At 39.1% G+C, this 13,870-nt stretch carries 12 protein-coding genes; 10 read left to right on the top strand and 2 right to left on the bottom strand.

The genetic code is table 11. The annotated features are described in order from the left end of the window. The first annotated feature begins 1 nt into the window (after window position 1). Window positions 2-760: an EI24 domain-containing protein gene (locus ACJJVM_RS08335; RefSeq protein ID WP_013750544.1), complete on the top strand. Its 759-nt coding sequence runs from the start codon at window positions 2-4 to the stop codon at window positions 758-760. A gap of 22 nt (window positions 761-782) precedes the next feature. Further along, the gene (gene hemF, locus ACJJVM_RS08330) at window positions 783-1,688 is read left to right on the top strand and encodes an oxygen-dependent coproporphyrinogen oxidase (protein ID WP_405211378.1); all 906 of its coding nucleotides are present in this window, start codon (window positions 783-785) and stop codon (window positions 1,686-1,688) included. Window positions 1,689-1,692: 4 nt separating this feature from the next. Here the strand turns inward: hemF and ACJJVM_RS08325 are convergent, their stop codons facing one another. After that, window positions 1,693-4,353, bottom strand: a complete 2,661-nt coding sequence (locus ACJJVM_RS08325; protein ID WP_405211377.1) for a DEAD/DEAH box helicase family protein — start codon at window positions 4,351-4,353, stop codon at window positions 1,693-1,695. A 69-nt stretch (window positions 4,354-4,422) separates the two neighbouring features. On the opposite strand from ACJJVM_RS08325, the gene hemB reads away from it, so the two are divergent. The 3 genes from hemB (at window position 4,423) to ACJJVM_RS08310 (ending at window position 7,090) form a co-directional block, all read left to right on the top strand. After that, window positions 4,423-5,457 (top strand): porphobilinogen synthase, encoded by a 1,035-nt coding sequence (hemB, locus tag ACJJVM_RS08320; protein ID WP_405211376.1) that lies wholly within the window; start codon window positions 4,423-4,425, stop codon window positions 5,455-5,457. After that, entirely contained in the window at window positions 5,457-5,906 is a 450-nt protein-coding gene (locus ACJJVM_RS08315; protein WP_405211375.1) for a DUF3291 domain-containing protein, read from the top strand. Before hemB ends, ACJJVM_RS08315 begins: the two co-directional genes overlap by 1 nt. 80 nt (window positions 5,907-5,986) lie before the next feature. Then, a complete protein-coding gene (locus ACJJVM_RS08310) occupies window positions 5,987-7,090 on the top strand; it encodes a CNNM domain-containing protein (RefSeq protein WP_038598006.1) in 1,104 nt (367 codons plus the stop codon). 10 nt (window positions 7,091-7,100) lie between these two features. On the opposite strand, the gene ACJJVM_RS08305 is transcribed toward ACJJVM_RS08310, so the two are convergent. Beyond that, window positions 7,101-9,332 carry a response regulator gene (locus tag ACJJVM_RS08305; RefSeq protein ID WP_405211374.1) on the bottom strand — a complete coding sequence of 744 codons (2,232 nt, stop codon included), beginning with the start codon at window positions 9,330-9,332 and terminating at the stop codon, window positions 7,101-7,103. 76 nt (window positions 9,333-9,408) lie between these two features. Between ACJJVM_RS08305 and ACJJVM_RS08300 the strand changes: the two genes are divergently transcribed. The 5 genes from ACJJVM_RS08300 to ACJJVM_RS08280 all read left to right on the top strand — a co-directional run bounded on the left by ACJJVM_RS08300 (window position 9,409) and on the right by ACJJVM_RS08280 (window position 13,840). Next, entirely contained in the window at window positions 9,409-9,882 is a 474-nt protein-coding gene (locus ACJJVM_RS08300; RefSeq protein ID WP_405211372.1) for a methylated-DNA--[protein]-cysteine S-methyltransferase, read from the top strand. A 78-nt stretch (window positions 9,883-9,960) separates the two neighbouring features. Then, window positions 9,961-11,109, top strand: coding sequence for a serine hydrolase domain-containing protein (locus ACJJVM_RS08295; protein ID WP_405211371.1), 1,149 nt, complete (start codon window positions 9,961-9,963; stop codon window positions 11,107-11,109). 52 nt (window positions 11,110-11,161) lie between these two features. After that, on the top strand, window positions 11,162-12,916 hold the full coding sequence (locus ACJJVM_RS08290) for a DUF4153 domain-containing protein (RefSeq protein WP_405211370.1): 1,755 nt from the start codon (window positions 11,162-11,164) through the stop codon (window positions 12,914-12,916). Then, window positions 12,913-13,629, top strand: coding sequence for a 3'-5' exonuclease (locus ACJJVM_RS08285; RefSeq protein WP_405211368.1), 717 nt, complete (start codon window positions 12,913-12,915; stop codon window positions 13,627-13,629). The genes ACJJVM_RS08290 and ACJJVM_RS08285 overlap by 4 nt, the downstream gene beginning before the upstream one ends. 13 nt (window positions 13,630-13,642) lie before the next feature. After that, the gene (locus ACJJVM_RS08280; RefSeq protein ID WP_396597742.1) at window positions 13,643-13,840 is read left to right on the top strand and encodes a GldL-related protein; all 198 of its coding nucleotides are present in this window, start codon (window positions 13,643-13,645) and stop codon (window positions 13,838-13,840) included. Window positions 13,841-13,870 lie beyond the last annotated feature (30 nt).

Genomic DNA, 13,870 nt, shown 5'->3' with positions numbered 1-13,870 from the left:
TATGATAAAAGGCATCTTAAACGGATTACAGACGTATAAATCATCATTTGGGTTAATCTCAAAGCTTGGGCTTTGGAAGTATTTTGCCATCCCAATGGCTATAAGTCTTATTACTGCCTCAATGATTGCAGCATCTGCCTGGGGTTTTTCTGATAATATAGGTCACTGGGTAGAGCAAATCTGGCCTTGGGAAACGGGAAGACACGCCTTCTTTATATTTGCAGAGATAGTAAGCGCACTACTCATTATCGCCATAGGTCTTATCTTGTATAAACACATTATAATGGCACTGAGCGCTCCATTTATGAGCCCTGTTTCAGAAAAAATAGAAGCTCACCTCAAAGGAGAAAACCACACTCATAGAGACACCTCAAACACCGAACAACTTATACGAGGCATACGCATAAACGTGCGTAACTTGGGTCTAGAATTGCTTATCACACTACCTATCTTACTGCTCAATTTTATCCCAATTATAGGGAGTATTGCTGCCACTATTTTACTATTTCTTACACAAGCTTACTACGCAGGTTTTGGTAATATGGATTACACACTAGAACGTCATTTTAAGTATAGAGAAAGCGTAGATTTTGTAAAAAGAAACAAGGGCCAAGCCATAGGTAACGGTATTGTATTTATGCTGTTTCTTATCATTCCACTTGTGGGAATTATACTCGTTTTACCCATATCTGTAACTGCAGCGACGGTACAAACCATAAAACTGCTTGACAAGGATCATCACACTAGCCTGACTGCATAGGTCACCACCTAAAAAATATATAATGAAAGAACAATTTGTAAACTACATACTCAATCTTCAAGATCAAATTACTAGCACACTAGAGCAACTAGATGGTAAGGCAAGCTTTCAAGAAGACAACTGGAAACGCCCAGAAGGCGGTGGTGGTCGCACACGCGTGATTGAAAACGGAAATATCTTTGAAAAAGGAGGTGTAAACACATCACAAGTGCACGGCGAGCTACCAGAGGCAATGCAAAAATACTTTGGCGTAGAAGATGCAAATTTCTTTGCCTGCGGTCTATCTCTAGTGCTTCACCCTAAGAGTCCTATGGTTCCTACGGTGCACGCAAACTGGCGTTACTTTGAGATGTATGACAAAGAAGGAAACGTTGTAGATCAATGGTTTGGTGGAGGGCAAGACCTCACTCCTTATTACCTTTTTGATGAAGATGCAACACACTTTCACCAAACCTGTAAATCCGCTTGTGATGCACACGATGCCGACTTTTATCCAAAATACAAAGCACGTTGTGATGAGTATTTTTACAACACACACCGCAATGAAGGTCGCGGTATAGGAGGTTTATTTTTTGATTACTGCAAAGCTACCACAGAGCGTTCTATGCAAGACTGGTACAACTTTGTGACCACAGTGGGTGATAGTTTCTTAGAGGCATACGTTCCTATTGTGGAGCGTAGGAAGGATACCGCTTTCGCGAAAGAACAAAAAGACTGGCAAGAGGTACGCCGTGGTCGTTACGTAGAATTTAACCTTGTACACGATAAAGGAACCCTCTTTGGTCTAAAAACCAATGGCCGCATTGAAAGCATCTTAATGAGCCTTCCTCCCGTAGTACAGTGGAAATATGATCACCACCCAGCACCTGGAAGCGAAGAAGAACGATTAATAAAAGTACTGCAGCAACCGAAGGAGTGGGTTTCTTGATAACCTATCTCCATATAGCACTCGTCTTGGTTTTAAATCCGCCTTTGGTATTTAAGTAATGAAAACGTGCTTTTAAGAGTCGTTTTCTACCTTCCTTAGTACGCGTGAATGTGAGCGTTGCATTTTCTGAAATATAAATTCCCCAGAAGTTAAAAAAGAGCGAAGCATCTTTTTTATTACCTGCAAAGAGTTCTGGTACGGGATAATAATTAGCAAAGCCAAACTTGCGCTGCCACCACCCTGACTGCTCAATCATATAGCGTGCATTATCTATAGGCGTAAGAAGTTCTTCCATACACTTTACAAAAAGGATTTCTTCTTTGGCAGTAGCTCCTGTAAGAAAGCAAGAGACGGCACCATTAGGTAGATACTCTACACCTAGTTTTAGGGCTTCTAGCTGCGTGGTGATGTAGTACTCCTCTCGTAGGCTTTTAAGCACTACTTGCCCCATTTTATACACCAGTTTATCTACACGTCCATATTTTAAGTACAATACGAGCGTTTTATATGTCTTAGGCGCAAGTACCATTGCCGCTGTGCCTAGCACTGCATATATAAAAAAGCTCATCCCTCTAGAGAAGTAAGCTCCTGCATTATTAATAATAATCTCCGGTACGGTAATCGTGAGTAAGGCTCCCAGTTGTAGTACTCCATATTTTACAGCATCTTTATAATAAACGCTGTTTTTTTGTAACGGCTTACCCTTAGGTTTAAAGTCTAGTTTCAGTTCGCGCACTAGCAGTTTTCCCGTACCTATAGCTTGCTCCCATCGCTGTTGTATCGCACCTCTATTTCCCGCAAGGGTACACATTTTACTATTTAATACTTCTTTTTCTAAAATAGTGGTAGGTAGAGCAAACCGCTCTGCGCCATTTTCTATAAAGGGAGTTCCCTCTAGTGATACACCACAAAAGGCATCAAAGCGTCTGGTTAATTTTATCACATCCTCACCACCACCATCTATAGTGGGATCTATGCAAGCAAGATGCCATATAGAAGCCACCTTATAAGGATTACTAGGCTGTACTCGTATGGCTCTACCTCGCATCTGGTTAGACATTACAAAAGAACTCACGTAAGAGGCAAGTACTAATGTATTTATAGCTGGCGCATCCCAACCTTCTCCTAGTAATGCTGCTGTGCCTACTAGCACTTCTATATGGCCGTCTGTAAAAAGAGCCGTCATAAGGCTTACCATCTGGCTTTTTACCTTTTCTCTAGGTCGCACTATCACAAAGGCTGTATCACCTAATGCGTCGTGTGTAAAATCATCACTATCTAGGGTCTCTGTAATTTGTGCTACCAGTGTTTTATGTACTATGATAATGGTACCTGTGAGTACGGCAAGTTTTTCTAGTTTATCCTTACCCTGCCACCTATCTGGATGTTGTTCAAGTGAGTAGCGCAGATGGTGAAAGATAGGTATTACTCCCAGCTTATTTATTGTGTCAAGCGCCTCTGTAGGGGTGTCTATAAATTCCTTACGCACGTAATCTGTAAGTATAACAGCGCGTAAGTTTTCACCCATTTGAGTACTTTCAAAATCTATAATCTCTCGTATGCTCTTGAGCTTATTAGGGCTTTGGGCTAGTGATTTATATAATTGCTGCTCGCCTTTAAAGTTTACACGTTTTTTATCAAAAGTACCTACCTTACGAAGTGTCTTCTCAACAGTAGCGAGTACCTCTTCGTCTTCATAATGATCTTCTCGGTCATCTACTAGTAGCGGTTGCAATAACTTTTCTGCCCACTCTTGATTAAAGGTAGGAAGCTTTTCTTGGGTAAGGTCTACACCTAGCAAATCTATTTTTACCTTAGGGATTTTATACCCACGTGCATTAAGATAGACAAGAGAAGCTATATAAAAGTTAGGGTCTTTATAAATGATCTCAAGATGTTTTCCTGGTGTTTTATATACTGGGAGACTTATAATAAAACTGCCAAACTCACTATTTTCAACCAGCTCATCTATAACTGCTTTTGCCTTAACACGATAGTCTAAAATGTATTCTATTTGTGCAGCATCTGGCTCAGAAAAATAAATATAATCTTGGTGTGCACAGAGGTTTCCTTCTTTAACCAGCTCTGGCACGCTTATCTCAATATCTATAGGTCCACAAAGCTGAAAATACTTTGCTATCTCTGCTTGATCACTATCATATGGCGGTGTTGCCGTAAGTGCGGTAATGGTGCACTCTGGCAGTTCTTTAAGTGCAAAAAGTGGTTTCCACCACTCGTTTTTAAGGTGATGAGCTTCGTCTAGTACGATGTTTTTTATTCCCGCTTGCGCGAAAAAATTAAGCACACGTTCCGTATCGCCTTCCATTTCATTTTTGGCAAATGCGTGTAATGATTGATAGGTTGCAAAGGTGATGTGTGCAGGTTTTTTTATATTTCGCGAAAGCGGAATAGTACATTTTTCTTGCTCGATAAAGCACTCAAACATACGCTCCTCCCACTGGTTGCGTATCGTGATAGTAGGTGCGAGCACAAGCGTGCACTTATCTACACGGCGCATCATCTCAAGACCAAGCACAGTTTTTCCCGAGCCTGGTGGGGCAACTACGTGCAAGTGATCATCTGCAATGTGATCTTGAAAATCTTTTAAAAATCGCTCCTGATAGGTGCGCCAGGGATAAATAAATTGAAAGGCTTCTTTGAGCAAAGGAAGGCGATGTTTAAATTGGTAAATTTGTAATGCAAAATACGAGGTTTAGATAGATATTGAAACTAGATGTATTTAAAATCACACACCTATTTACCTCAACACATAGAAGATAGAACGATGCTTATAAGAAACCGAAGACTACGTAGCAGTGAGGCTATGCGCTCACTAGTAAGAGAGACCTATATCACTCCAAATGATTTTCTTGTACCGCTTTTTGTGGTAGAAGGAAAAGGGATAAAGCAAGAGATAGACTCTATGCCAGATTACTATCGCTACAGTCTTGACTTACTTACTAAAGAGGTAAAAGAGCTCTGGGCAATGGGACTTAAAGCCGTACTTCTGTTTGTAAAAGTACCAGATAACTTAAAAGACAACTCTGGTACCGAAGCGCTTAATGCAGACGGCCTAATGCAACGTGCTATAAAAACCGTAAAAGACGCCTGTCCAGATATGCTGGTTATGACAGATGTTGCACTAGATCCTTATTCGAAATTTGGCCACGATGGTGTGGTAGGTAATGGTGAGATTGTAAATGATGACACCACAGCCATACTTGCCGAGATGGGATTGAGTCACGCTCGTGCAGGAGCAGATGTACTTGCTCCAAGCGATATGATGGATGGCCGCATTTTTGAAATGCGCACCTTGCTAGAAGACGAAGGTTTTTATAACACCGGTATTATGAGTTATAGCGCAAAGTATGCAAGCTCTTTTTATGGCCCTTTTCGTGATGCTCTAGACAGTGCGCCAGTAGACTTAAAAGATATTCCAAAAGATAAAAAGACATACCAGATGGACTTTGCAAATCGTGACGAAGCGATTAAAGAAACCCTGATGGATATAGAAGAAGGTGCAGATATCGTGATGGTAAAACCAGGACTATGTTACCTAGATATTGTACGTGATTTAAGAGAAGTTGTAAATGTACCGATAGCCGTTTACCAAGTAAGTGGTGAGTATGCAATGCTCAAAGCCGCTGCCGAAAAAGGATGGCTAGATCACGATAGCGTGATGATGGAACAAATCACAGCTATAAAAAGAGCAGGAGCACAAGTAATAGCTAGCTACTTTGCAAAAGATGTGGTAAAGTTACTCGGGTAATGGCATATCACCTTGCACAGCTCAATGTAGCCCGTATGAAGGGTGTCTCTATAGAAGATCCAGAGATGAAGGACTTTAGAGATAATACAGACCGTGTAAATGAGCTAGCCGAAAGTTCGCCAGGTTTTATATGGCGTGACATTATAGATACCGAAGCCGCACCCGCTCCTAATGCGCTTAACGATGAGCAGGTGCTTATTAATTTTTCTGTGTGGGAAGATGTGGCGTCACTAAGAGAATTCACCTATAAAACCTTCCACAGTGCGATTATGAAACGCCAGAAAGAGTGGTTCCAAAAATACGGAACGGCACACTACGTACTCTGGTGGATTAAGGCAGGCACAACACCTACAGCGCAAGAAGGACTAGAGAAGCTCGAGTTCTTACAAAAGCACGGCGCAAGCAAAGAAGCATTTACTTTTAAAGAGGTTTATGAGAAGTATGAGTAAAATTACGCTTTCGCGAAAGCGTAAAAGCACTTCTACTATACTCTCTTTTTCCATACATTTACATAAATAGCAAACTAACTATGGGTCAACTTTTACTTTGGGCAACGATTTCGATATTTTTTTCATTCTTGTGTTCTATACTTGAAGCTGTACTTCTAAGTGTGACACCTACGTTTATAAACATCAAGAAAAACGAAGGAAAAGCCTACGCCGAAACTCTTGAAGAACTTAAAAAAGATGTAGATAAACCGCTTATTGCAATCCTTACCTTAAACACACTTGCACACACCGTAGGTGCAATGATGGTAGGTACTGTAGCTGCAGATTTATACCCAGAGTTTGTTATAAACTTAGGCTTTACAGAGATTAATTTTCTTGGTTTTGTCTCTGCAATAATGACATTACTTATCTTAATTGCTAGTGAGATTATACCTAAAACTATAGGTGCAAAATTTTGGAAATCTCTAGCAAACTTCTCTGCAAAGACACTTAAGATAATGGTGCTACTTTTAAAGTACACAGGAGTATTATGGTTGCTACAACTTTTTACTCGTATGGTAGGTGGCGGTGGTCATCACGAGAGTGTGCTAAGCCGTGAGGACTTTACTGCAATGGCACAAATGGCTGGTGAAGATGGCGTTTTTGAAGAAAGTGAATCTAAAATTCTTAATAACCTTCTTACTTTTAAAGAGGTACTTACTAAGGATATTATGACGCCACGTACAGTCATAAAAATGGCAGATGCAAACACAACCGTTGCAGACTTTTTTGAAGAAAATCAATCGCTACGTTTTTCTAGGATTCCAATTTTTGAAGGAACACGTGATCACATCACTGGTATTGTTTTAAAGAGCGAGGTTTACCGTGAGATGGCACTAGATAATCACACAACAACTCTTAAAGAGATAGAACGTCCTATTTTAATCACAAAACGTAATTTGCCTATTCCAGATCTTTTTGAAGAACTTATTTCTACAAAAAATCACATCGCCCTAGTGGTAGATGAATATGGTACTATGAGTGGTCTTGTCACAATGGAAGATGTGATAGAAACTCTTCTTGGACTAGAAATTATGGATGAAAGTGATAGTGTAGCAGACTTGCAAACGCTAGCCCGTCGCAACTGGCAAAAAAGGGCCAAAGCTCTAGGGCTTTATGATGAGAATAGCCCTAAAAGCGAGTAACCCAGCCACTTTATGCGGTTACAATATGTTTGTTTTTAATATTACGTACTAGCACACTTAAAAACAGCGATACATCATAAGGTTTTACTAGAATGTCATCCATTCCTGCTTTATAAATTTTATGTCTTATCTCTTGTATCTCTACCGCTGTTAAGGCAACTATAGGTGTAGACTTATCAAACGTTCTAATTTCTTTTGTGGCCTGTATACCATCTTTTTTAGGCATATGGATATCCATAAGTATAAGGCTATATTCTTGATTTTTTGCCATCTCTACGGCCTCTACACCATCACTAGCTAGACTACACAATAAACCCTTGCTCTCAAGAAGTTTTTGAGTGATTTTTTGATTAATACGGTTATCATCTACCACAAGAATATGAGCATCTTGTAGTGTGTGTACACTCTCTGTCCCTAACAACTCATTTGATGTAATAACTTGACGAGGTAATGCTGTGCTCTTAGGTTTTTCAAATTCTATAACAAATGAGAAGGTTGCTCCTTGCCCGTCATCACTTTCTAGTATAACCTCACTATTATATAATGCGAGTAGCTTTTTTACTATAGGTAAACCTAAACCGGTACCTTGATAATTATAGTTTTTATTCTCTACCTGAGTAAACTCTTCAAAAATGGTGTCTTGGCTACTTTTTGGTATACCCATACCATCATCTTTTACTACAAACAAGATGCTATGACGCCCTTCATCTGTGTGGGCTTGCTGATGTATGTTTATCCAGATATTTCCATTTTCATTAAATTTTATAGCATTACCTATAAGGTTCATTAGTATTTGAGAAAGTCTTACAGAATCTCCTTGAAGCTCATTAGGCACCTCTGGGTCTATATGTAGATGAAGTTTATTGTTGTTTTGCTCAAGGCTAAACTCAAATGAGCGAGTAATGCTATGTAATAAGGTAGTAAGTTTAAAAGGTGCGTGCTCAAGTGTAATATCTTTTGCCTCCATCTTACTCATAAGGAGCACATCGTTTATAAGAGCAAGTAAATAATCTGCCGAAAACTTAAGCGACTTTAAGTCATCACGATGTGTTTTTATGATTTTATCTTCAAGTAAAATGGTAGCAATACCTATTACCCCATAAAGTGGCGTGCGTAACTCGTGACTTATGGTAGAGAAAAATTGCGTCTTCAGCTTTGAGAGTTGTTCGGCTTCATTTTTGGCCTTTGTGAGTTCTATGTTTTTTTCGCGTAAGCGATCACTATAGTTTTTACGAGATTTATACATCGTGTAGATGATAAATAAACCTATAAGCAAGAGTAATGATGCAACTATAAGCACGGTATTTGCTCTACGTGAGCTCGCCGCTAGTATATCTGTAAGGCTTTTTTCTTTCTTGGTAATTTCTAGTTCGCGCTTATTTGCTCTATAATCAAACTGTGCGCTAGCAAGTCTTACTTCTTGTTGGGTTTCATTTTTATATAGTTGGTTTGCAAGTAATAGCTGTCGCTGCGAGTGATAATATGCCTCTTCAAATTTTTTCTCTTGCTCATAGAGTCTCGCTATCTGTTGCTGTGCTTGCTCTTCTTGGGCAATGAGTTCTTGTTCAAAAGAAATATCTATAGCTTCTAGTAAGGCTTCTTCGGCTAGAGTGCTTTTATCTTTTTTAATATAATATTTACCTAATAGTGTAAGGATCTGTGCCCTTGGTTTAAAATTAAGTGTATCCCTTAAGCTCATCATTTTTGCCTCCATAAGGGCAGGGTAAGCCATTGCAATATTATCTCGTGTGAGATACATACGGCTTAACTCTATATATGACTGGAGGGCATCATCTCTAAGGTTAAGCTTAGTATAAGTGTCTATACTCTTTTTAAACAGTGTAGTAGCCCTTTCTTCAAACTCAGGATATACGCTATATGTTTTACCTAGATTACTGTATGATATGGCGAGTAGTGTATCATTTTTAGACTTTTGTGCCATTTTTAAGGCACGCTCAAATGCCTCGTGAGCTTTAGGTGTATCCTTAAGCATTAGGTAGATGTCACCTAGTAATGTAAATCCTTGGAATTGCTTTTTTGAATCTTCTTCTATTGCTGAGGAGTTAAGTAACTCATCTAGTGTATGTATAGCGCTAGTGTATTCTTTACTTTGGAATTGCCCTTTTGCAATATCTAAGGTGTAAATTCTACCCTCATCATAGGTCTGAGCATTTTCTTGCCCAGAGACCTTATGACTAGATAAAAGTATAATAGGGATTATAAATACTAATAATAGACGCATATGCCTGCCTTAAAACCATCAAATGTACTGACTTACAGTACAATATACAACACACTTAATTCCTATATTTGAAACTATGGAAGCAGCTATTATATCAACACCTCTAGGTCTATTATTATTAGAAGGAAGCCAAGAAGGACTCTGTGCTGCTACGTTTATTGAAAAAGAACAAGCGATTACAAAAGCAATTCCAGACGCTCTTCAAGAGGCTGTAAAACAACTTAAAGAATACTTTGCAGGAGAGCGAAGTCATTTTGACCTCTCTCTTACCCCTAAGGGAACGACTTTTCAGCAAAAGGTCTGGATGGAACTTTGCACCATCCCTCACGGCGAGACTACAACCTACCTCACAATGGCAAAACAACTGGGTGACCCAAAGGTAATACGTGCAGCAGCCAGTGCAAATGGTAAAAATCCTATTTCTATCATCATCCCTTGTCATCGCGTGATAGGTAGTGATGGCTCTCTCACGGGCTACGCTGGTGGACTACATCGCAAGAAGTGGCTCTTAGAACACGAGAGCCCAGTGACGCAAGGTTCTTTATTTTAGATTAGGCTTTTATTAAAGGTGAGTAACGCTTTCGCGAAAGCAAAAAAATAATACTTTTAAAATATCAATCTTTACAAAATGAGGTATCTGAAAAATTTTTTTAAAGGCTTACTTTTTTTTATTGCTATCATTATAGCGGCTCTTTACATCACAGACTATGACTACATTTTAAAAGGTGTGCGCGTGGTATATATGACTGGTCATACTACGGCTTTTATAGACGACTATGATTATTTTGATAACGCGACTATTGAAACTACCACCCCACAGACCTGGCCAAAGCATAAGCAATATAACAACGTCGTACCTACAGAGCGTCTATCTTCTGTTAATAGTGAGCTTGAGACCATTGCCTTTTTAATCATTAAAAACGATAGTATTTTATATGAGGATTATGCAACGAGTTATAGCGAGAAAAGCAAGACTAACTCGTTCTCTATGGCAAAGAGCATTACCAGCGCGTTGCTAGGTAAGGCCATACAAGACGGCTATATAAAATCACTAGATCAACCCGTGAGTGATTTTTTTATAGAATTTGCTGGTTCTGGTATGACTGTGGGAGATCTCTCCTCTATGGCTTCTGGTCTTAACTGGGATGAGAGTTACTCTAGCCCCTTTAGCCTTACAGCACGTTCTTATTATGATGATGACCTTGCCGAAACTATATTAAATCTCAAGGTTACAGAGCAACCCGGTCAAACTTTTAAATATCTCTCTGGCAACACACAATTGCTAGGTATGGTGATACAGAAAGCTAGTGGCATACCGCTACCGCAATACCTATCAGACAGCTTCTGGAAACCTATGGGTATGGAGCAAGAAGCATTATGGCAGCTAGATGATGATGATAACAAGCTGGCAAAAACCTATTGCTGTATAGCAAGTAATGCTAGAGATTTTGCCCGTTTTGGAAAACTCTATAAAGATGGTGGCTCTTGGAATGGCAAAAGATTACTTCCAAAAGATTTTGTAACAACCAGCATAAACCCACGCTTTGCTCAAGATACGGAGTATGGATACGGCTTCTGGCTAAGTAACTATCGCGATAAAAAAATATTTGCAATGAGAGGTATACTAGGGCAATACGTCATTACCATACCAGAAGACAATCTTATCATTGTAAGACTAGGGCACCATCGTGGTGACTGGGTAGAAGGAAAACCATTTACTCAAGACTTTTATGATTACATAGACGCAGGGTATGAAATGACTCAAAACACTGATTAGCATAGAGTTCTATTAATTTATTGTATTTTTCAATACATTCAATCATCAATCAATGCGATTATTTTCCCCTTCAGAATTCATCATCAAGGCGCTTGCTGCCTTTAAGAGATTTCCTGTGACACTCATCTGGGTTATATTATTTACACTACTGCTGGTAGTACTTACCGAAAGAGATGTAGACGACATATTTGAAACCTATAACAACATTTCACTCACAGCAATATTAGGTGTGAGCTGGCTTATAGGAACTCAGTTTTACATCGAGCAGTTTAAAAGAAAAGGACTCTGGTGGATTAAGGTTATTATCATATTACTCCTTGTTGCATTCTATTTTACATTACCTGACTATGACTTTCAAAATAATAATGAGACCCCATATATAAGGTGGTTTGTACTACTTATAGTAGGGCATCTAGCGCTACTCTTTGCTCCTTTTATTACTGTATGGCACCCTAAAGCCTACTGGAATTATCTGGCAGATATGCTTATGGCAATCGCCAGGAGTGCCTTGTTTTCTGGAGTGTTTTATCTAGGTATCGTACTTGCATTGCTAGCCATAGAGTATCTTTTTGGTGTAAAAATAAATGGTAGGCGCTACTTCCAGTTATTCTTGCTGTGTTTAGGAATCATAAATACGTGGGTATACCTATCAGATTTTCCTAAAGAGGTACAACATAACATACACCTGCACTTTCATAAAGCTATTGAAGTCTTTGTAAAGTTTATACTCATACCGCTTGCCGCACTCTACATCACAATACTGTATGCCTATGCTCTTAAAATCTGTATACAGTGGGAATTACCTAAGGGCTGGGTGAGCTACCTCATTATCGCACTTGCTGGGCTTCTATTTATCATTCAGTTTATTATTCATCCCTTAAAAGCAACTCATACCTCTAGGGTTTTTAAAAACTTTCAGCCGCTTGCATACTGGTTATTACTACCCTTGCTCATCTTGTTTTATGCCGCGATTTATAAAAGAGTATCAGATTACGGCATCACAGAGGCGCGATATTTTCTTATTGTAATTGCGATTTTTATAACAGGCGCTACGCTTTACTTGCTCTTCAGTCGCAAGCAGCAGCTTCGGTTTTTACCTATAGCTCTTGCGGTTATGGGTTTATTGAGCACTTTTGGGTTTTGGGGAGCCTTCTCTGTGAGTAAACGCAGCCAGATGGATGAATTTGAAAAGATGTATACCGCTTTCGCGAAAGCAGAAAATAAAAAAAACTCAGACCCCGAATCTTATAGAAGATTTTCATCTATCACAAGGTACCTCGTAGAACACGATGCCGCAGAAGATCTTAAACCCATCATAGGTTACAACCCGGTAGAAAAACATACTGATGTTGCTACCTGGAAGTTGTCTAACTATATTTTAAAAGACTTAGGGTATAAAATGACGGCTAGTGATATAGAGAAAAAACGCGTACACTTTAACAACGCCTCTAGTGCAGCATATGATATACGTGGCTATGACTGGAAGCAAGACTTTCACTTTAACCTCAACGGTCAGTCAGAATATATAGAAGAAGGCTTTTCTATGTTGCTTAATGGGAAAGAAATTCTTATCACAACACAAGACAGCACAGCACTCACGATACCCACACAGGCATTTTTAAAACAACTAGAAGGTGAGGATATAAATAAACCCATTAACGACCGAGATAAACTTACACTCCGTAAAACAAATGATCTTGTGGATGTAAAAATAATATTCAACTCCATAAATTTAAAGGTTGATGGTGGTGGTCAACGTGTTATAAATTATGCGAGTGGTAGTGTACTTTTAAAAGTAAAAAAATGATACAAAGGCTTCAACTAGAACATATCCTTTTTTTGGATATTGAGACGGTACCTCAACATCCAGATTTTTCTGATCTAGACGATGTAGAAAAGGCACTTTATGCAGATAAAACAAGATACCTGCGCAAGGATGAGTTTACACCAGAAGACTATTATGAGCGTGCCGGCATCTGGGCAGAATTTGGAAAAATAGTGTGTATCTCTGTGGGCTATTTTAATACCAGTACAGATGGAAAACGCTTTAGAACCACCTCCTTTTTTGGTAATGATGAGACCAAGCTACTTAATGAGTTTAAAAATCTACTTGAAGATCATTTTAACCGCCGCGAGCACTTACTCTGTGCACATAATGGTAAAGAATTTGACTTCCCATATATCGCGCGACGTATGATTATAAATGGAGTTACGCTACCACAAAAGCTCAATCTTTTTGGAAAAAAACCTTGGGAGATACCTCATATAGACACCCTTGATTTATGGAAGTTTGGAGACTATAAACACTACACCTCTCTCAAGCTTATGACCAAAATTTTGGGAATCCCTTCTCCAAAAGATGATATAGACGGCAGCCAGGTGCGCCAGGTATATTATGAAGAAAATGACATAGATCGCATAGTCGTATATTGTGAGAAAGACACCGTTGCCGTGGCTCAAATTTTACTCAAACTACGCAACGAGCGCTTGCTTGATGAAGATGAAATAATATCGGTTTAAAAAATCCATAGTTATGAAAGTAAAACATATACTCGCTCTTTTTATTTTAGGGTTAATCTGTACTGTTCTGGGTGCATTATTTAAAATTATGCACTGGCCAGGAGCTCCAGAATTATTAACCGGTGGGACCTTCTTACAAGTTATCGCTGGCTTTTTGGGCATCTGGAAACTCTTTACTAATAAAGAGTTTAAGAACTTCTTAAATAAATAGTATTGCTTTATTTACGCTTTCGCGAAAGCG

Origin of the sequence: Dokdonia sp. Asnod2-E02, from assembly GCF_045063915.1 — a bacterium.
GTDB lineage: Bacteria > Bacteroidota > Bacteroidia > Flavobacteriales > Flavobacteriaceae > Dokdonia.
The sequence above is the reverse complement of the archived record's forward strand: the minus strand, read 5'-3'. Positions and strand labels throughout refer to the sequence as shown.